Origin of the sequence: Pseudomonas sp. TH39(2020), assembly GCF_016650715.1 — a bacterium.
In the GTDB taxonomy this organism is placed as follows: Bacteria; Pseudomonadota; Gammaproteobacteria; order Pseudomonadales; family Pseudomonadaceae; genus Aquipseudomonas; species Aquipseudomonas mandelii_C.
This window is the reverse complement of the sequence record NZ_JAEKFF010000008.1, coordinates 820651-839896: the sequence shown is the minus strand read 5'-3', so window position 1 is coordinate 839896 and position 19246 is coordinate 820651. Positions and strand designations below refer to the sequence as shown.

Annotated in this window: 25 protein-coding genes and 1 pseudogene; 15 read left to right on the top strand and 11 right to left on the bottom strand. The window is 53.8% G+C overall.

What is annotated here, in order from left to right:
• Nucleotides 1–147: 147 nt before the first annotated feature.
• The 3 genes from JFU47_RS32175 to JFU47_RS32165 form a co-directional block, all read right to left on the bottom strand.
• Entirely contained in the window at nt 148–774 is a 627-nt protein-coding gene (locus JFU47_RS32175) for a LysE family translocator (protein WP_140894243.1), read from the bottom strand.
• Nucleotides 775–853: 79 nt separating this feature from the next.
• The gene (locus JFU47_RS32170; RefSeq protein WP_140680094.1) at nt 854–2203 is read right to left on the bottom strand and encodes an NCS2 family permease; all 1350 of its coding nucleotides are present in this window, start codon (nt 2201–2203) and stop codon (nt 854–856) included.
• Nucleotides 2204–2412: 209 nt separating this feature from the next.
• Entirely contained in the window at nt 2413–2859 is a 447-nt protein-coding gene (locus JFU47_RS32165; RefSeq protein ID WP_149629409.1) for a MarR family winged helix-turn-helix transcriptional regulator, read from the bottom strand.
• An 81-nt stretch (nt 2860–2940) separates the two neighbouring features.
• On the opposite strand from JFU47_RS32165, the gene JFU47_RS32160 reads away from it, so the two are divergent.
• Nucleotides 2941–4107, top strand: a complete 1167-nt coding sequence (locus JFU47_RS32160) for an aminotransferase-like domain-containing protein (protein WP_201188408.1) — start codon at nt 2941–2943, stop codon at nt 4105–4107.
• Between the two features lie 169 nt (nt 4108–4276).
• Here the strand turns inward: JFU47_RS32160 and JFU47_RS32155 are convergent, their stop codons facing one another.
• Nucleotides 4277–4648 (bottom strand): glutathione S-transferase N-terminal domain-containing protein, encoded by a 372-nt coding sequence (locus JFU47_RS32155; RefSeq protein WP_123366250.1) that lies wholly within the window; start codon nt 4646–4648, stop codon nt 4277–4279.
• 230 nt (nt 4649–4878) lie between these two features.
• Between JFU47_RS32155 and JFU47_RS32150 the strand changes: the two genes are divergently transcribed.
• The 14 genes from JFU47_RS32150 to JFU47_RS32085 all read left to right on the top strand — a co-directional run bounded on the left by JFU47_RS32150 (nt 4879) and on the right by JFU47_RS32085 (nt 13855).
• Nucleotides 4879–6147, top strand: a complete 1269-nt coding sequence (locus JFU47_RS32150) for a tyrosine-type recombinase/integrase (protein WP_201188406.1) — start codon at nt 4879–4881, stop codon at nt 6145–6147.
• A gap of 202 nt (nt 6148–6349) precedes the next feature.
• Complete coding sequence (locus JFU47_RS32145) at nt 6350–6535, top strand: helix-turn-helix domain-containing protein (protein ID WP_201188404.1); 186 nt, start codon at nt 6350–6352, stop codon at nt 6533–6535.
• Nucleotides 6536–6724: 189 nt separating this feature from the next.
• Nucleotides 6725–8053 (top strand): hypothetical protein, encoded by a 1329-nt coding sequence (locus JFU47_RS32140; protein WP_201188402.1) that lies wholly within the window; start codon nt 6725–6727, stop codon nt 8051–8053.
• A gap of 266 nt (nt 8054–8319) precedes the next feature.
• A complete protein-coding gene (locus tag JFU47_RS32135; protein ID WP_201188400.1) occupies nt 8320–8550 on the top strand; it encodes a hypothetical protein in 231 nt (76 codons plus the stop codon).
• 591 nt (nt 8551–9141) lie between these two features.
• Nucleotides 9142–9516, top strand: a complete 375-nt coding sequence (locus JFU47_RS32130; RefSeq protein ID WP_201188398.1) for a hypothetical protein — start codon at nt 9142–9144, stop codon at nt 9514–9516.
• Between the two features lie 94 nt (nt 9517–9610).
• On the top strand, nt 9611–10084 hold the full coding sequence (locus JFU47_RS32125; protein WP_201188396.1) for a hypothetical protein: 474 nt from the start codon (nt 9611–9613) through the stop codon (nt 10082–10084).
• A 5-nt stretch (nt 10085–10089) separates the two neighbouring features.
• Entirely contained in the window at nt 10090–10569 is a 480-nt protein-coding gene (locus JFU47_RS32120) for a hypothetical protein (protein ID WP_201188394.1), read from the top strand.
• Complete coding sequence (locus JFU47_RS32115; RefSeq protein WP_201188392.1) at nt 10570–10908, top strand: hypothetical protein; 339 nt, start codon at nt 10570–10572, stop codon at nt 10906–10908.
• Nucleotides 10908–11867 (top strand): hypothetical protein, encoded by a 960-nt coding sequence (locus tag JFU47_RS32110; protein WP_201188390.1) that lies wholly within the window; start codon nt 10908–10910, stop codon nt 11865–11867. The genes JFU47_RS32115 and JFU47_RS32110 overlap by 1 nt, the downstream gene beginning before the upstream one ends.
• Before the next feature lie 98 nt (nt 11868–11965).
• Nucleotides 11966–12358: a hypothetical protein gene (locus JFU47_RS32105; RefSeq protein ID WP_201188388.1), complete on the top strand. Its 393-nt coding sequence runs from the start codon at nt 11966–11968 to the stop codon at nt 12356–12358.
• Nucleotides 12359–12369: 11 nt separating this feature from the next.
• Nucleotides 12370–12567 (top strand): hypothetical protein, encoded by a 198-nt coding sequence (locus JFU47_RS32100; RefSeq protein WP_201188386.1) that lies wholly within the window; start codon nt 12370–12372, stop codon nt 12565–12567.
• Nucleotides 12564–12989, top strand: coding sequence for a hypothetical protein (locus JFU47_RS32095; RefSeq protein WP_201188384.1), 426 nt, complete (start codon nt 12564–12566; stop codon nt 12987–12989). The genes JFU47_RS32100 and JFU47_RS32095 overlap by 4 nt, the downstream gene beginning before the upstream one ends.
• A gap of 3 nt (nt 12990–12992) precedes the next feature.
• Entirely contained in the window at nt 12993–13178 is a 186-nt protein-coding gene (locus JFU47_RS32090) for a hypothetical protein (RefSeq protein WP_201188382.1), read from the top strand.
• Nucleotides 13175–13855 (top strand): hypothetical protein, encoded by a 681-nt coding sequence (locus JFU47_RS32085; RefSeq protein ID WP_201188380.1) that lies wholly within the window; start codon nt 13175–13177, stop codon nt 13853–13855. The genes JFU47_RS32090 and JFU47_RS32085 overlap by 4 nt, the downstream gene beginning before the upstream one ends.
• Nucleotides 13856–13879: 24 nt before the next feature.
• Here the strand turns inward: JFU47_RS32085 and JFU47_RS32080 are convergent, their stop codons facing one another.
• From JFU47_RS32080 to JFU47_RS32055, 7 genes and pseudogenes are all read right to left on the bottom strand, one after another.
• The gene (locus JFU47_RS32080) at nt 13880–14092 is read right to left on the bottom strand and encodes a hypothetical protein (protein WP_207203151.1); all 213 of its coding nucleotides are present in this window, start codon (nt 14090–14092) and stop codon (nt 13880–13882) included.
• Nucleotides 14093–14168: 76 nt separating this feature from the next.
• On the bottom strand, nt 14169–15050 hold the full coding sequence (locus JFU47_RS32075; protein ID WP_201188378.1) for a hypothetical protein: 882 nt from the start codon (nt 15048–15050) through the stop codon (nt 14169–14171).
• A 146-nt stretch (nt 15051–15196) separates the two neighbouring features.
• Nucleotides 15197–16267 (bottom strand): hypothetical protein, encoded by a 1071-nt coding sequence (locus tag JFU47_RS32070; RefSeq protein ID WP_201188376.1) that lies wholly within the window; start codon nt 16265–16267, stop codon nt 15197–15199.
• A gap of 337 nt (nt 16268–16604) precedes the next feature.
• Entirely contained in the window at nt 16605–17150 is a 546-nt protein-coding gene (gene folE / locus JFU47_RS32065; protein WP_010456659.1) for a GTP cyclohydrolase I FolE, read from the bottom strand.
• 22 nt (nt 17151–17172) lie between these two features.
• A pseudogene (locus JFU47_RS33225) lies at nt 17173–17454 on the bottom strand (site-specific integrase); the annotation flags it as partial.
• Between the two features lie 93 nt (nt 17455–17547).
• Nucleotides 17548–18222 carry a polysaccharide lyase family 7 protein gene (locus tag JFU47_RS32060; RefSeq protein WP_140680092.1) on the bottom strand — a complete coding sequence of 225 codons (675 nt, stop codon included), beginning with the start codon at nt 18220–18222 and terminating at the stop codon, nt 17548–17550.
• Between the two features lie 251 nt (nt 18223–18473).
• Nucleotides 18474–19208 (bottom strand): XRE family transcriptional regulator, encoded by a 735-nt coding sequence (locus JFU47_RS32055; RefSeq protein WP_140680091.1) that lies wholly within the window; start codon nt 19206–19208, stop codon nt 18474–18476.
• Between the last annotated feature and the right edge of the window lie 38 nt (nt 19209–19246).

Here is a 19246-nt window from a genome sequence, read left to right as displayed (position 1 = left end):
TTCTTTGGTCTTTCGCCCGCTCACACTGCGGGCTTTTTTTTGCCTTCAGAAATGGGGGGCATGTGCCGACGCCTTCGCGAGCAGGCTCGCTCCCACAGGAGTGCGCATTCCAATGTGGGAGCGAGCCTGCTCGCGAAGCGTTGGCTTTTACCGGCTCAACAGCGATGCTGCACCGGCACCACTGAACAACCCCGCACTCACCCGGTTAAACCAGCTCTGCCCCTTGCCACTGCGCAAATATCGCGCCGCACCATGGGCACCCAGCCCATAAGCCAACTTGCACAGCAAATCCAGCACGGTCCAGGTCGCAATCATCACCAGCAGCTGCGGCAGGAATGGTTGCTCTGCGCTGAGGAACTGCGGGAGGAAAGCGGCGAAGAACAGAATGTCTTTCGGGTTGCTGGCGCCCAACATAAACGCGCGCCCGAACAGTGCGCGAAAGCGTGGCACTGGCGCAGCCTGGGGCACTTCAGCGCCGTGTGAGGGCCGGCGCGATTGCTGCCAGCTCTGCCAGGCCAGGTAGAACAAGTACAGCGCACCGACGATCTTCAAGGCACTGAACAGTTGTTCCGATGCCAGCAGCAAGGCGCCCAAACCCAGCGCCGACGCACTGAGCAAGCAGATCGAGGCAATCACGCCCCCCAGAAACGCCGGGTAAGAACGGCGCAAACCGTAATTCAGACTGTTGCTGATCATCAGCAAAGACAGTGGCCCCGGGATCAGGATGACCACCAGCGCAGCGCCGCTGAACAGCAGCCAGGTTTCCAGACTCATCACGTTCCTCCATTTGTGCAAAAGCCCCACCCGACGGGGTGAGGCTGTTTTGAAACACTGTTTTTGAATCGTAAACGGCTTACAAGAAAACGAACTTGGCGATGAAGATTGCGCAGAGCACCCAAAGACTGACGGAAATTTCCTTGTGCTTACCGGTGAAGGCCTTCAGCACCACGTAAGTGATAAAGCCCAGCGCGATGCCGTCGGCGACCGAGAAGGTCAGGGGCATCATGATCGCGGTAACGATCGCCGGAATGCTGTCGGTCGCTTCGTCCCATTCGATGTGCGCCATGCCGCCCATCATCAGCATCGCCACATAAATCAGCGCGCCGGCGGTTGCGTAAGCGGGGATCATGCCCGCCAGCGGTGCGAAAAACATTGCGGCAATAAATAGCACACCTACGGTCACTGCGGTAAGACCAGTCCGACCACCAGCGGCTACACCCGCGGCACTTTCCACATAGCTGGTGACCGGCGGAACACCGACCATCGCACCGAATACGCTGGAAGCACTGTCGGCTTTCAGGGCGCGGGAGAGGTTTTCGATCTTGCCGTCCGCGTTCACCAGGCCGGCGCGCTGGGCGACGCCCATCAGGGTGCCGGCGGTGTCGAACATGTGCACGAAGAGGAAGGCCAGCACCACGCTGATCATGCTGACGTTGAATACGCCCGCGATGTTCATGGCCATCCAGGTCGGTGCCAGGCTCGGCGGGGCGGACATGAGGCCCTCGTAGTGCACCAGGCCCAGGCCCCAGCCTGCCAGGGTGACGGTGATGATGCTGATGAGAATCGCGCCAAACACTTTGTGGTAGCTAAGTACGGCGATCATCAGGAAACAGATGGCGGCCAGCAGCGGACCAGGCTCGCGCAGGGAGCCGAGCTTGATCAGGGTGGCCGGGCTGTCGACCACGATGCCCGCGGTTTTCAAGCCGATCAGCCCCAAAAACAGGCCCACACCGGCGCCCATGGCAAAGCGCAAACTCACCGGGATGCTATTGAGCAGCCATTCGCGGATCCGGGAAAAAGTCAGAAACATGAACAACACACCGGAAACAAACACCGCGCCAAGGGCGGTTTCCCAGTTGTAACCCATGGTGCCGACCACGGTGTAGGTAAAGAAGGCGTTGAGGCCCATGCCCGGCGCCAGGCCGACCGGCCAGTTGGCGTAAAGCCCCATCAACAGGCAGCCGAGCGCGGCGGCGATGCAGGTGGCGACGAACGCGGCACCGTGATCGATCCCGGCGTCGGCCATGATGTTGGGGTTGACGAAGATGATGTAGGCCATGGTGATGAAGGTTGTCAGACCGGCAATCAACTCGGTCTTCACCGTGGTGCCATGCAAGCTGAGTTTGAAGATGCGCTCCAGCCAGCCATTGCGTAACGGCGGCGAGAGTTCCAGCGTCGGGGCTTCGGATTTGCGGCTTTCCACAGCGAGTACTCCTCAAGAGTTTTATTGTTATTTCCAGGGCCGGACCCATGAGGGTGGCAGCGACCCTTTGAGGCACTTGCGAATTTGTTGACCGCTTGGTCAGGAACTCGCACGAAGTGGATTATGCTTTTGTATACAAATAAAGCAAATAATGTTTTTGATTTTGTAGACGAAAAGTTTGTTGATCGGGATATATCGGCTATAGACGATCAGCTTGGAAAGACCTGGGCTTTACCCAGCGCCAGATTCACCGCCAGCCACCCATTCACCGCCGTCTCCCCAGCCTCGGCAAACACCCGCTCCAGCAACTTCACCTGCTCACGCCGCAACGACTGCTCAAACCGCGCGCCATCGTCGGTCAGCTCCAGCAATCGCTTACGCTTGTCGGTTTCGGACGCGACACTGTTCACCAAATGCATCTCCACCAACTGGCGCAGCGGAATGTTCAGCGCCTGCTTCGTCACCCCGAGCAACGCCAGTAACTCCTTGACGCTCAAGTTCGGGTAGCGCGCAATGAAAAACACAATGCGTTGATGCACCCGGCTCAAGCCACGACGCTCGAGCATTTCGTCGGCTTTCGCGGTGAACGCCTGGTAACCGAAGAAAAACGCTTCCATCGCTTGTTGCTGAGTTGCGGGGTTTTTAAGGTCAAGCATATTGACGTATCCGTTCGGTCTGTCGTAATTTCGGTCAACCAGTTTGACTCATTTTCCTCAGGCCTCGCTACCGGTGACCCCATGGCATTTTCCGAACGTATCTCGCGCCTTAAAAGTTCTTTGATCCGTGAAATCCTCGCCGCCGCCCAGCGCCCGGAAGTGATGTCATTCGCCGGCGGCTTGCCCGCCGAAGCCATGCTGCCAAAAGTCGAGTGGGCCGACATGCCGCTGTCCATGGGCCAATACGGCATGAGCGAAGGTGAGCCGGCGCTGCGTGAAGCGCTGGCAGCAGAGGCGCGGGCGCTGGGCGTACCCTGCGAGGCGAGTCAGGTGTTGGTGGTCAGTGGTTCACAGCAAACCCTCGATCTGGCGGCCAAGCTGTACATCGACAAAGGCACCGAAATTTTGCTCGAAGCGCCTACTTATCTGGCGGCCTTGCAGATTTTTCAGCTGTTCGGCGCCGACTGCATCACTGTCCCTCTGGAGGCTGATGGCCCGAACCTGGCGCAACTGCGTACTCGTCTGGAAAAACACTGTCCGGCGTTCATCTACCTGATTCCGACTTTTCAGAATCCTTCGGCCGTGCGCTACAGCGAAGCCAAGCGCGATGCCGTGGCAGCCTTGCTCGATGAGTTCGGCGTGACCTTGATCGAAGACGAGCCTTACCGCGAGCTGACCTTCGACGGTGGTAGCGCCACGCCAATTGTCAGTCGCTTGAAAAAGGCCAGCTGGATCTACACCGGCACCGTGTCGAAAACCCTGTTGCCCGGACTGCGAGTCGGTTATCTGATCGCCAGTCCGGATCTCTTTCCGCACTTGCTGAAACTCAAGCAATCGGCCGACTTGCACACCAATCGCGTAGGCCAGTGGCAAGCGTTGCAGTGGATCGGCACTGAGAAATTCCAGTATCACTTGAGCGAGCTGCGGGACTTCTACCGGGTTCGTCGAGACGCGTTCCAGTCAGCCCTGGAAACGCATTTTTCAGATTTGGCGAACTGGAACGTGCCGCAGGGCGGGTTGTTTTTCTGGCTGACACTCAAGCAGCCGCTGGATACGCGTACGTTGCTCAAGGCTGCACTGGCTGCGGATGTGGCGTTCATGCCGGGCGAACCGTTCTTCCCTGAACCGGACAGCAATCCGGGGCATTTGCGCCTGAACTTCAGCCACATCGACCCGGCACGGCTGGACGAAGGGCTCAAAAGGTTGGCAGCGGTGCTGCGTCAGGCCCAGGCGGCGGAAGCGGCTTGAGGGGAGGGTAGAAATGAATAAACCGGCCAGTGGGCCGGTTTATTTTTGTCTGAAATTTGCAGTGATTGTGCCGGCCTCTTCGCGAGCAGGCTCGCTCCCACAGTTGACCACATTCTAATGTGGGAGCGAGCCTGCTCGCGAAGGCGTCACTCAGAACACTGCAAATCCTTCAGGCTGCGGCAAACCGCTTGTCCAGATAGTCGATGATCACCTTGGACTCATACATCCAGGTCGTCTGGCCATTCTCTTCGATGCGCAGGCACGGAACCTTGATCTTGCCGCCGTGTTCCAGCAGGGCCTGGCGATCCTGTTCGTTGTTTTTCGCGTCGCGCAACGCCACCGGCACGTTCAAGCGGCGCAGGGTGCGGCGGGTTTTCACGCAGAACGGGCAGGCGTGGAACTGATACAGGGTCAGGTCCCTGGCGGCCGTGTTGACCTGAGCCTGAACCTCGGCAGGGCGCTGCTTTTTGCCGGGGCGGGTGATGAAGTCGATGAAGATGATCAGTTGGCCAAGGCCGACACGAAGCGCTTTTACGAACACGGTATAAGCCTCACAGGGGCAAACGAAGGCGCGCAGCTTACCTGATTTTCGCGGGCGAAAAAAAACCGGCGATGAATGCCGTTAAAAGAATGTTTTATCCGCTTTTACGTAGTTTCATAAACCTTTATGTACTAATGACTTAGGGGCCTTCAGCACTTTATAGGGTTACATTTAAATACACCGGGTTACACCCATTGCATAAACCCGGCGTAACCCCGGAGGTCAACCCCATGAGCAGCAAGCGGGCACCCACTCAGAAAATCACCTTCACTATCGCGGCGCTGGATGCCCTGCCATTGCCCGAGCCTGGAACGCGGGTCACCTATCACGACACTAAGGTCAACGGTCTCCAGTTACGCGTCACCGCTAACGGCACGAAGACCTTCTATATTTTCCAACGGGTGAATGGAAAGCCTGAGCGTGTCAAAGTCGGCGAGCACCCTTACCCGATCATGGGCATCGACCAAGCGCGGAAGCGGGCGAAGGAAATCATTCACCAGATCGCCGAAGGCCAGAGCCCGAATGCGGCCAAGCGAGAGGACAAGGCCAAATCCCTGACATTGGCCGAAGCCATCAACCAGTACGTCACTGATAAAAGGAGACGCACTGACAAACTGCCGCTCAAGGAGCGGACAAAAGCCGACTATTTATCCATGCTCAAGCCACCCCGGTTAACGGCGGCTGGTAAACGCACGAAAGGCGGCACCTTGGCGCGTCTGGCCAACAAGTCGATCTACGCCATTAGCGCCGACGACATAAAGACGCTGCATGCTGAAAACCTCAAGCGGCATAGCGGGCGGCAGGCCTTTTATGCGATGCAAACGCTGGCGGCGATCTTGCGCTTCTACGCGGTCAAAATTCCACAAGACCCCTTCAGCGTCGAAACCCGCGAAGCGGATCGCATCTATCTAGAGAAAGCCGGTGTCAGTGAAACCGAGCCGGTCGAGCATCTGCTGACACATCTAGGCGAATGGTGGCGGGCGTTGAAGGCGTTGCCGCCGTCACCGGTGGCTGACTATATAGCTTTTCTAGCGCTGACTGGCTGCCGGCCGGGCGAGCCATTAAAGGTGTTGGTCGGCGATTTGGTCGGCGATGAGATTCGCCTACACGACACCAAAAACCGCACGGATCATGTCCTACTGCTTTCGGCCTGTGCGCAGGAAATCGCTCAACGGAATGCCGAAGGTAAGGCATCCACCGACCGCCTGTTTCCCATCACCCCCGCGCAGGTCAACCAACTGGCGCATGAATTGTCGGCAGCAACCGGCATTCCGTTTACGTCAAAAATGCTGCGCAGTCTGTTCGCGTCCATCGCTGACGAACTGGTGTCGTCCAGCACCTTAAAACGGCTGATGAACCACAAGCGTAAAGACGATGTGACCGACACGAATTACATTAGAAAGCTGAAAGAAACACTGCGCGACGGCTGGCAGGCGGTGGCCGACTATATAGAAGCCATCGCCGCCGACAATGTAATTCCAATAAGAAAATTAAACTAAATTAAAACAAAAAGGCCCTCCGGGGCCTTTTTGTTAGTGTCCGACAAACGGTAAAAGCAGGACTTTCAACGGGTTGCCGTTCTTCATACAACATACCTGTATCACTGTAATACAATAATGGCTTTATGCCTGTATTGTTGCCAGTCATTACCGGGAATAGTCTGAAATTGTCGTTAATCATCAGCAGTAACGGGGCACTTAAATGAACGAGAAATATGTCACTGCGGACGCCGCCTTGTATCTTGGTTTGAAACCGGGGACGCTGCAAATCTGGCGCACTCTTAAACATTCTCCAGCTCCCGCCTACGTGAAGATGGGCAGCCGGGTTTATTACCTGAAAAAAGATCTGGACGCGTACATCGAAAGCCAGCGCGTGGAGGCGGTGTAAATCTTGAACAACTTCAAATCTGCTGTGTCGGGCTGGATTGTTTAGGTGTGCCGACAAAAGAGCGCGCCGCAAGATTTAAAGCCGGGCACTAAATAAAAAAATCCTCTCGACGAAGGCATTATCGAGAGGATTTCAATTACAGCACAAGACCTAGCAGCGCTTGGGGGCACCATTAGGAGTAAACATATTATGGCCGACACTTCGGGCAACTTGCAAGACCCACCCTCGATTGACTATGAACTTGCATGGATCATGACCCATGCGCCCAAGCCCATGAAGGCGTTTATCCATTGGCAAATGAATAATGCATTTCGGGTGCACCCAACCTTTGCGTTATTTAGCGCGCTGCTGTTCTTTCAATCCGTCATTGGCCGCAATGTCAGGTTGCCGCGTGACCTTCGCGTCAATTTGTGGATGCTGCTGTTTGCACCGACTGAATCCGGCAAGGGCGCGGCAATTAACCTGGCGGCCGAGGCGTTGAAGCAGCTCGAAGATAAAAAGATATTTTCCGCCGTGCCGCATTTCAGCAACCGTTTCGGTTCACCCGAAGCCATATTGTGGCGGCTCTCCGAAGTCCCGCAAGTAATTTGGGTCAACGAAGAAATGGTCAGGCTTATTTTAGATATTACGGCCGCGAAAATCGGTACTTCGCAATACAACATGGGGACTTTGCTGCTGGATCTGCACGATGCGGCGGTGAAGCCTTATGTGGACCCGATCCGCTATTCCGGTCGCGACAAAAGATGCAAGGAAATGAACCCGTTGTCTCACCCATTCTTTTCAGCGATTGGGACGGGTGTCCTCCGCGCCATTGGAGACCTCACCGGGGCTACTGCCGAGGATGGTTCACTTAATCGGTATCTGCCCTTCGTGGTGGATGTTTTGCCGCCGATGAAGCGGTACAAGCCGATCACCCCACTACCTGACGAAGTGGTGAATTGGGCGGCGGCGATACAGGCGAAGAAGTTTGTCGAATTCTTCGACCCCGATGGATCACCACCCTCGGGGGTGCAGCCGTATGTGCTGGAAGTTTACCCAGAGTTTGAAAACGACTGCATACGCGAGAGTGAATATGGTGCGAGGCGGTCGCAGAATTTGCCAGGAATATGGGGACGGTATACAGAAAAAATCCTGCAAGTCACCCTGCTGTACGCCATGGCCGATTCGATGAAAGTGACACGGGAAGGGTTTGATTGGGCCAAGCGGCTTGTGCATTGGACGGTATCAAAATTTGCCCAGCATTTTGCGGACGAAGGTGGTGGCGGGGCGAATATCCATAGCCGGATGCAGGCCGCGTTCATGGCGTTCTTTGAAAAAACGATTGTGACCGAGCCCTATGCGACAAAGGGCTATGTGCCTGATCGCGTCGTTGCGCAGGGGTGTCGTCTGTGGAAAGACAACCCAAAGGAGCGCCCCGTGGTACTCAGGGCATTGGAGGGGGAGGGGCAGATTGTGGTGGACGAATGGAAGGCCGGTGGGACGCGCTACCACAGGCAGAAACCCGAGGACGAGGTGTAGACGTGTAGACGGGGTGTAGACAGGGGGTTGTCTACGGCTGCAACCCACAGCCCGTACGCGTTAGAGAGGTATGTAGACAAAATAAATATATATATACCCCCTCTCTCTTTTTTATCCACAGAAGGTCTGGAGGGTGTGGGTGTAGGGGGTGGTGTCTACACGTCTACACCCTCCCCAAAACGCCCGCCCCGCATGGGCTGGAGCCGTAGACAGGCACCTGACTACAGGTATGTCTACGGCTCCAACGGTGTAACGAGGAAACGGTGATGAAAGCTTACAGGTTGGTACGACAGAGCCAAGTGCTGACGGTGCTGAGCCCCGCCGACGCCGAGCGCATGCTCGATACAGGCGACTACGTGACAGCAGCGGAGAAGCCCAAAGCCCGTGGCAAGGATGCCAAGCGCATGCGGGGATACGCCAGCGGCGGCGGCTCGCCGGTTGGATACATGCAGACTTGTGGATACCTCCCGAAGTCGTCGCAGCTATTTCGGCCATAAAATTAAAAAAAGAGAGTTATCTCAAATTGTTTATTCGTCTTGTTAAGCAGGAACGGGATTCCCTCTTAATAAAACCGGATTGTCCAAAGGACAATTAGAAAAACGGCCAGCGCCATTAGACGCGGCACATTGAATTCTAAGTTAATTAGCAAGCTATTTATGTGGCCTCAACAGGCCCCGGAAAAGCCCAATAACGGACATGCGGTCCGGTTTTTTCAACTGTTAAAGCCTCGGAATAGAGCGGTTATGCTGGATTGGGCTACAGCAGGGTCACGGAAGGGGTCAAAAACCGCATTTTTCGGCGGGAAAAATGGTCTGTCGAGAGCCTTGGAAATGATAGGTGAACTGTGAGGCCGCAGGAGGCGCGCAAAGGCCGAGGAGGCCTGATTCTAGTGGGCACGGTGCTGGAACGGCTGTAGCCACACGGTGCGGTCAAGCTTGGGGTAATTTTTGAGAGGTATTGGTGATGAAAACAGCACGAATAATCACAATTCTCGACCTGCACTACAGGTATCGCGACGAACCATGGCAACCACGCGGGCACCGGGTGCATAACGGGTATCGGCAACACTTCGTTGAGGGCTTACGACTGTGAACACCACGCATGGATCATCTTTCGAGTACCAAAGTGGTTTGGAATGGTCTGTCCCATCCCGGTGGCAGCAGCAGTTGTTCCGGGATCTCGACGAACTTCAACGCTACCGGGCTGCTCAACAACCTGCACCAGATCCAGACAAGGCCAAGAAGGCAGCCAAGATTGCCCGCATGGCGCATGCCCGTGAATATCACACAATGCGTCTGGAAGCCGCGATGGAAGACTTGGTGCATGACCATCAGCTTCAACTCCCCTTGCTTCTGTGGAAGTCCCGGCGCAGCCGTGCCGAGTGGGCGCAGAAGCAGATCCATGGTGAGTACGTCCCAAGCTGGCGCACTATCGACGACTACTTAAAAACCCTGTCATTGTAATATTTAAACAGCAGTGTATTTAACTTTCGGGCCGTACAACGAATCCACGAAGCGTTATACATAACTCCAGACATAACCAACTGGAGTCCATCACATGTCCCGAAGCGATGTATCTACCGAACAGTTTCAGTTCAAGCCAGTCACCAGCCTGACGCCGAAGGACGTGCGACTGAGGGAGTCCGTTGGTAACGAGTTCAAGATCTTTGTACCGCCCGGAGTACCCGTTGAGCGCCTCAGCGAGTCCAGTTTCTACGCCACCGTCAGCCACCAGTTCATTCCCGGCGATGAACTCATAATGTGCCCGGTTGACCGGACTTATTACGCGAGATACTTGGTCCTGCAAGCGGGTCGAGGCTACTGTGAAGTACAGCAAATTGCTTTTGTGAAACTTGAGGCAATGGTCTGCGCCGTTGGTGAGAGACTTCCATCGAATCATAAACTCGTACACTTAGGCCAGGATATGTGGGCAGCGGTTAGATGTTCAGATGGGGTCACGATCATCACTAACAGCCCGAGTCAGGAAGAATGCCTGCAAGAACTTTTGCAACACGCCAGTCTTCGCGGGTAAACGCCATGAACGACCTATACAACGCCGCGATACAGCAAGTCGCGATCCAATTCATCAGTTACATTGGCGAACTCCCGACACTCGCTAAATATGTGGCTGCTGCACTCGATAACCCGCCCGACCACGAAACGCTTACACATTATTTGCGCAGGGAAGATACCCACAACGAACTCCAGCAACGCTACGGCGTTGGTTTATGGCGCAACACGAATGGTCGCTGGTCACTGGTATCGCTTGCCACGCCGCCGACTATTGCGGGGATGAAGTACCGGCTTGAGCATTTCCCGACGAGCAACTGTCAGTGCCGATGGTGCCTACAAGATATGGGCCGGTTGGCGCATCTGGATCTTATCGTCGAAAAAGATATTCGCGGCGAGCCGGTTCACAACTCAAGATGCCATGTGGTTTGCATGCGTCCGTGGTTGACCATGCGTAATCAGGTCGCGAGAGCTGACGCAGCTCCGCAGAAAGCGAGTTTAATTTAAATGACTCTTTTAACGGCGTTACTCAACGCGGTGCAAACGTTGCCTAATGCCGCCTACATTACCCAACAGATAAAGGCTCATACCATGTCCCTGTCCCAAAAAGTCATCGCGGCCATGTATCAAATCACTAATGCTGAACGCTTCGGTTTTTATATGGCCGAAGAACACGTCCTGATCGAAAAGATTATTGAGACTGCTGAACTCCCCTTTACCGGCGAATGTGCCACCGAAGTCAAGTCACGTCTGCATGGTGTAACGAACGCCATTAATAAGCTGGGGATCGAAGTTACTAAAAATGGCGACTTCTTAACCGTGTGGGGACCGGGGGTTAAAAAATAATGGCTAACGAACTCGACACCCTCAGCAATAATGAAATTGCCCCGTATGACGCTGGCATGCCGGTGCTGGCGCCTATCCAACCGGATAGTTGGGCACAACCTTTAACGGACAGGGAAATTAACGAATACCAACGCCAGCCACAAGGTCCGACCCTGTTCGGTTCCCAGTTACCTCCTGGGACAACTAAACAACAGGTTGACGTGGTGCTGGGCCAGTTGGGCGCAGCGTTCATGAATGACATGAGTACCCTTGCATATCCTGCTCATATGGTGCAGGCCGCAATCAGGTTCATGCAGGAGAACGCCACAAAAGCACCTTGCCAAGTAACGCCCCGTCATAATTTTAATTTGCACGGACAAGATGACTGGCTCGGCCATTTATTCGGGAATGCTATATACGAACTCTCAGGCTCCCCGCGTGCCAAGCAGTCTTTTGTCACAGCGGCAATCCAATGGCTGGCAAAAGCGACAGCCAAGTTAAACCAAGCTCCTGTGGGTCAGGAGACATTGCCAAGGACGGCGCCTTCTACTTCCTCCGAGGCAATGCTCAGTCAATTGAGCGACAGTGACTTTTCCCGGGTCCTTAAGATTAATGAACAGGCCCAAATTAATTCGTTGGCTACTCTTGCCGCCAAGCACGGCCAGTACACGGCGCAGAATATGGTGGCTTTGGCCCAAGCACACTTGGAGAAGCTCACCCCGAGAGAACGTCAACACTTCGACCAGTTTACGACGGTCAACGGTGTCAACTGGGTTCACATCCTCAATTGTGCAGAGACTATCGAGTTTCTTTATAACGCCAGCATTGGTTCGGGCACTTTGCCAACTTCAGGCGCGGCTATCTCGGCAGAGATAAAAGAAATCGAGGCCTTGCTGGCGACGCCGATTGGACGGCGTGCCTACTTCAAAGACCCTCAATTACAAGCGCGGTATAGGACACTCTTGGATTCGGTGAAATAGAGTGAAACGCTCCAAGAAAGTTTTACGACAACTGGAAAAAGACAGAATTAGCTTCGAAAAGAAAGAACGCAAGAAACTACGTAAAGAGGTGAAATGAAATGGCAATGCGACAAGTTGACCGGGCAAGACCCAACCCACGGGCGACAGCGGTGGTCGAGATCCAGAACGGTGCCTCGGTATCCGACCTTATCAATTTAACCGGCCACGTCCTTAGTGCGGTGCAAGTGTCGTCCAGCTGGACTACTGCTGTGCTAGGTATCAAGTCAGCCAGCCTTGAAGGCAGCACTGCTGTGATGTACGACGTAAAAAATAGTAACGGCGATTTCCTTACTTTTCAGACTTCGGCTTCACAGGTTCTGGTCTTTGATCCGAGTCAATTGGTGGGACTCAGTAAGATTCAGCTGGTGTCTTGCACTACGGCCGGAGTCGCAACTAACCAAGGCGGCCTTCGCTCTTTGATTTTATCACTGACGCCATTCTCTATTATTTAAGGAGAACTAAAATGGACACGATTACTGGGAGCAGCCCAATTTTACTTGAGGGAAAGGAAGTCCGCGACAAACTCGCCTTGAAAGGCGGCAATGACCGGTTACTGGCTAAACTCGACGACCTCTTAGCTAAGGCAGCCGGGGCCGGACTTCACGGCGGTGAAGTGTTGAAGCTTCAACATCTCATTGGCCAAGCGAGATCACTGAAATGAGCCCGAAACTGCAACTGCTTGAACGAAAGTTCAATCGCCAAAACCCCGAAGCCCCGGCGCCCGAAGGTCACGGCTTGGGTGTCGCAATCGAAAGCTTGATCGCCGACGAAGTCGAGCGCCGGGTAGGCGAAGCGGTGGAACGCAAACCCCCGCCACGTGTCCGTGACCTGTTCAACGCCCCGGCGCCCTACACCGACTTCAAGCAGATCCCACCGACGCCAAGGCACAAGACCCCACCACCGTTTGAGTCTGTGGTGTCCCAGCGCGACGCCTTCGGCCGAATCGCAAAAATGACCACAAAGCCCTTGCAGGGTGACGGCCCGACCTTCGAAACCGCCGTCATGCAGCGCGACGAAAACGGCCGGATCGTCCGTGCGGTAACTTCGGTGGTTGACACCGCTTTACCCGGCACACCGAGGTAACCCATGGCGACTGTGACCCTTACCAGCACCACCAGCCATGGCGAAGCGCTGGCGCTCGCGGGCGCGCTGCTGGAGTGGTGCGCCACCCAAGACGCTGACGGTGTGTCGGTCAAAACGTACACCGAACGCGGTCCTGACGGCGCAGTGACGATCAGCACCACCCCGGCCCTGATGAGGTTGGTGCAATGACAGCGCGTGGCAGACCACCGGGCCAATTAAAAACCGGTGGCCGTATTAAAGGCCGTTCGTTGGATAAGGGCGAACGCCAACTTGTGACTAGTCAAATGGCCGGGGATTTAATGGCCGTCTATAAAAAATTGGGCGGTGTGCGATGGCTGCTTAAATTCGCCGAGGACAATCCAGCAGAATTTTTACGACAAGGGCTCAGTAGACTTTTTCCTAGTCCGGCAAAAGATGACGAAGGCGGTACTTTTAATCAGCAGATAAATTTCAACAACCTCGATCTGTTCGAAGCCAGCCGTCGAGTGGCGTTTGCTTTGAACCTCGGGATCCAAGCCCAACAGGAACTCGCAGCACCCGTGGCCGAGCGCGTGCCAGAGGAATACATTAACCCGAACCAGTGGACGCCTCCTGTCGATGCGCCGGACATGCTACCGCCCGAGCCAGCCCACGAAACCCCGGTGGACGATCCTGATCGCACCCGGTGGTTGCAGGAGTTGGACATGACACCGGATCAGCGCCGTGACGCCGCCTTGGTGCGCTCAAGCAAAACCGGCAGCATTGAAAGCTATGCCGGTTCGTCAGCAGAGCAAGGCGGCCATGGTCCGGTCCAGCGCCAGGTAAGCGCCAAACCGACAGCGGCGGAGCTGTGCAGAAGAATGAGCCGTCGCAACGAATTGCTGTAAGCCCCGCCGAAGCTGGCCAGCAATCTAGGACTGGCGTAGCCGCATAATTGCATCGGTGATGGCTTGTGCATTTGCGTCCAGCGTTTCCATGGCAGTCATTGCGTTATCGGCGACACGCCCTGCGCCATTCGATGCGAGCCAACTTGTGATCTCTTCTATCGCCGCACCTAGCGCGTGCTGGTTATGGAGCAGCAGTGTCAGGGCATCCGCCGTGGCGATGTGGGCCTCTGAAGACATGGATATCGTCCTTGAGTGATGGTGCAGGAACGCAGTGTAGCGCAAGACTGTTGAGCCATCGGCGACCGGCCCAGTATTAGATTGACAACGGTTTTTTCCAGTTGAGAGGTTTGAGGCTAGTTTGATGAAGTGGGTATGAACGCTCCCAACTCATAAATCCACTGTCATCAATGTTTTCTACGCACCTAACGTTGCTATGCAAAAAATGGCCGAGAGCTAAATGCTTTACGTTAAGGCTACAAGCTGAACCAATTTCCCACTTATCCCAGAAGGTAGTGGTTTTTATGGCGTAATTGGTGGCGGACCGAAGCTTCTTGCTTGGATATGTTATTGCATCAACAAAGGGGTATTTGTTGAATATCAGATTCGCTGTAGTCGAAGAGATAGTGTAATCAACATTCTCTTCCATTATGCAATTATAAAGAAATTCGTCAGCGATAAGTAATGACTGCATTTTCCGTACAGGGCACGCAAGTATCTTCTTTCTAGTTTCAGCCACCTGTGCCTCTGGGTAATCTAGATGTGCTGCATTAGATCTCATAATGTTGGCAAATGTACCTAGAGGAAGAAAAGTTACGCTTTTTCCATTCTGAATTTTTAGGATGCTCATGATAACCAAGTCATCAACTGCGCCGATTTCACTGAAAGCCGCGTTAGCTTGATTGGCTACGTATAGAACAGGATCCCCGTCTACATTTAACCTGGCTCGCTGAGCAGGAGCGGAATGGTTCCACAGAAACCCTGTATAGTTGAATGGAAAGGAACCATTTTTGGAAACTCTGGCTCGATAAAAATCTCTACTGTCGTTCTTTGTAGGGAAGTTTAAAAAAGGATGTTTGCTAACAATTTTTGAGATTGCTTCAATTTTTTTTTCAACAGTGTAACCGTCGAACTCATTCACTATTCCCACTATTTCATCGAGATCCAGTGGGGGGTACTGCTCCGTTATGCTGACCACATGCTTTCCTTTTGTCTGCGAGAGGCTCTTCCTTCGAAGATACTAAGCTATGCCAGAATTACAAGCTGGACTGTATTAGGAGTAACCCCGGCCAAAAACGCCAAGGGCCTGCATCGTTCCCTTGGTGATCGGCCCGGAACCGTTTGTTATGAGTTTTTCACACTCTTGATTAAATTCCCTATTTGCTCAAGGCCATCAAAAGTGCTGGGCAGCTTTTCAGGGTCAGAAAGAATTCCACTAAATATTAGGTTTTCAAATTTCTCCAATGCCCCTGCGTCTTGTTTTTTGATTTCCGAAGAGTATGCAGCGTAGCTCTGAATAAATTGGCAAAGCGTCTGCCTTAATTCAAGCTGCATGACTTGTGCTTTTACGGATCTATGGTTAACCAGAATGATCCTAAAAAAATAAACCAAAATTAACTCGATGGAAATCAATGGTATTAGAATGATTAGATGATTGGCAGTGAAGGACTTTCCGCCATAGATCTCGCTTGCGGCGAATACAATTTCAGCAATCAGGGGTGAGAGGATGAGAAACCCCATACCTATCAATGACCAGAATAACCCGAGTGATTCTTTGAATTTTTTCTCGGCTAGATCAGAGAAGCCTTTATATAGCCCCACAAAATTAAAGCCAATTTTATATTCGTCCAGTTTGTCTTTCAGCGCATCTGTTATGGTCTTTTTTTGTTCGATTTCTTCGTCCCATTGATTTTTAAGTTTTTCTGCTTCAGCTTTTCTCAGTTCAAAATCTTTGAAGACGCCAATATTTGCGTCATTAATAAAATCTTTAGCTATATTGGCGGGCATTATGTATGAGGCGTAGATAATTTGAGACCTAACATTATCTTCCATTTCAACATTATCATGCTCAATCTTATTCCTAATTGATCGCAACTCCATGCTAAGCTCTTTTCCGGGACCTACCAGAAAGTCAAACTCGCAAAGAAATCTATAGGCCATTGAGTAAATATTATCAATGTCTGCTGGCTTTCGTGGATCAAAATCCCCTAGCCATTGAATAAATTGACCGCCTATATGCTTAATATTAAAGCTGCACCGATCGTCCCATCTTTCAGGTTGTTTGTAGATGTATCCAATTATCTCTCTTGATAGAGATAGCCGCATGGCTCTTGCTTCGTCGTCAACATGAGCGGCTCCGGCTTTAAATAGGAATCCAGCCAAAACCTTAGCGTTTTCTTCTTTTCCGAAAAACATTACTACTCCATTTTTATGAATGGCTCATAACTACTATTAGTCGCTATGGCGGGTCCTATAACACTCCTTGTCGTCCTGAAAGTCCTGTCTAGCTTAGATGTGGTTGCGACAGACGCTACCCATTTGCCACTAGTCTGTCCACCGGCAACTCGGGACGCTCAGCACGGCGTAACCTGCACCCGACAGATTCCGACCAGCGGCAGTGTAGTCCCGGTGTAACTCCGACCAGAAACGACAAGGGCCTGCATCGCTGCAAGCCCTTGTTTTTTATGTGATTCTGGTGAGAACCAGTCACATGCAAACCGGCGATGAATGCCGGCTTTCTTCGTGCTGCGAATTACTTGATCAGGCTGAGAAACTCGCTGCGGGTGGCGGCGTTTTCGCGGAACTCACCCAGCATCACCGAGGTGATCATCGACGAATTCTGTTTCTCCACACCGCGCATCATCATGCACATGTGTTTGGCCTCGATCACCACTGCAACGCCCAGGGCGCCGGTGACTTGCTGGACCGCATCGGCGATCTGGCGGCTGAGGTTTTCCTGGATCTGCAGGCGGCGGGCGTACATATCGACGATCCGCGCAACTTTCGACAGGCCCAATACCTTGCCGCTCGGGATGTAGGCGACGTGAGCCTTGCCGATAAACGGCAGCAGGTGGTGTTCGCACAACGAGTAGAGCTCGATGTCCTTCACCAGCACCATTTCGCTGTTGTCGGAGCTGAACAAGGCACCGTTGGTGACCTCTTCCAGTGTCTGTTCATAACCGCGGCAGAGGTACTGCATGGCTTTGGCGGCACGTTTTGGCGTGTCGAGCAGGCCCTCGCGGGAGACGTCCTCGCCCAATTGGCCGAGAATCGCGGTGTAGTTCTGTTCCAGTGTCACAGAGGCTGATTCCATAAGGGTTTCAGAGGGGTACTGTTTCTGTCTGTACCAATTGTGTACCAATCAAACTCTTTTCAAGCGTCCCGAGCTCACACCAGTCGGTGCTGGAGTTGATCCATCGGGCGTAGGTCGATAGCAACATCTGAACGCTATGACCGAGCTGAGTGGCAATAAACGCAGGGTTCATCCCCGACATGAGGCACATGGTAGCGTATGTGTGCCGGCAGTTGTATTGCCGGCGGGCGCGAAGCCCCAATTCGGTCAGTGCGGCCTGGAAGTGTTTGTCGGTCAGGCTGGCCTGCCGGGTTTTATCCGCATCCCGCTACACCCTGTCGCCAAGGTGCAGCAGTGATGCTTCCTTGAAGCCTGTATTGCTCATCAGGCCGAGCAGGTCGTATCAGGCGTGAGTGATCGACAGATCGCTGATGATGCAGACAGAACCGTCTAGCGGGTCGGTGGTGTCGGAGTAATCGATCTGGTTGTACACGCCGCCGTGAAAGGCGAGTGTTTTCGTGTCCCAAGTGTTGTCGAGGCGCATGATCGCGGAAGTGGATTTGACGCCGTTACAACTAGCCGATACAGAGACGGCGCCGCTCGAATTGGCGTGAATGTTGATTTTGAAAAGTGCTCCGAGCGGCACGTTCTCCAAAATCGTCGAGTTGACCGGATCGTCCTGGAGGTAGCTTGACCGGAACCCCATGGTGATTTTCCCTTTGTTCCAGAACACCTTTACCGGAGGTCGTTCTGAGCCCTGCACATGAATCTGACCGATCACGACTTTCTGCAGCGAGTTGACTTTGGTCACTCGCATTTCTTGCCGGTTCCAGTGGTCCGCTGCGCTGGAGAACAGCCAGTAACCTGGCTCCTTCCACTCGCAGCGGGTTCGTAGCGTGCTCTTGCTCGAGGCGCCAAGTGTCGGCGCCGTCATCTGCAGCGAACCATCCTCAAGCATTGAGATGACGTCGGGGCATTCGATCAGTGCGCGCCAGCCGATGAGCTCAAGCGCAATCGGGTTGGTGTCGGAGATTGGAAGCGGGGTAGCGATGGTGAAGTTGCTGATGTCTACAGTCATGGTTTTTACCTCAGTCCATTGATGTCGCTTTTTGCTCTGGTGAGCCTTGCGTTTGATGCAGGCCTACATCCCACTGCCCACTCGGTGAATGGGCAGAAGTGATGCTTGGCAGCTCCCGATCGATTTCCAGTTGGGTTGAATACAAATATGGGAGTTCCCATATTTTGTGTCAATAGGTATTCCCATATTTTATTCCGCGGCCTATATTCCAGGTACAAAAAAAGCCCGCGCTTGGCGGGCTTCTCTTGAGTTCACCGTGAATACATCGCCCACCAAAAGACATGACCCAGGATCGCAAGCTGCTGCTCCTGGATCTCGGCGAAGGTGTAGTCCTCGTCCGGGTGCTCGTCGCGGTTGAAACTGCGTAGGCGGATCCCGCTGGGCAGTCGGTAGACCTGTTTCACGCGGAGCTGGCCGTTGTGGTTGATCGCGTACATGTCGCCGTCGACGATGTCGCCCAGCGAGTTCTTTCCGACGTTCATGCCAACGGTAGCGCCGTCGCGCAGTACCGGGAGCATGCTGTTTCCGCTCACCACCACGCACCTGGCGTTGTTGAACTGCACGTTGTTGTGACGCAGGTCTTTCTTGAAGAAACGCAGCCTGGCGCTGTCGTTTTCTGCGATCACGAAACGGCCTGAACCGGCCGCCAGCTCAACTTCACGCAGGAAGGGGACATAAACCTCGTCGTCATCCAGGGGCGTGCTGTCGTCCCAGGGCTGGATGTCTGACATCGAAACGTTTGGAGGGGGGCGATTCAACGGAACAGCATCGGACACACCTTTAAGCATGTCACCGACACCTTCGGCCAGCCACATCGGTGAAACGCCACACACTGTAGCGATCTGGGCAGCAAAGGCTGTTGCCTTCGATTTCCCGCGCTCGAGGTCGGAGATTGAGGTTTGTGTCAGGCCTGCGCGTTCGGCAAGCTCGGTCTGATTGAGCTTGGCGTGTTGGCGGGCTGCTTTGAGTCTTTCTTTGAATTCCATCTGCGAAGTATTACGGGAGCTCCCATATCATTGCAAGT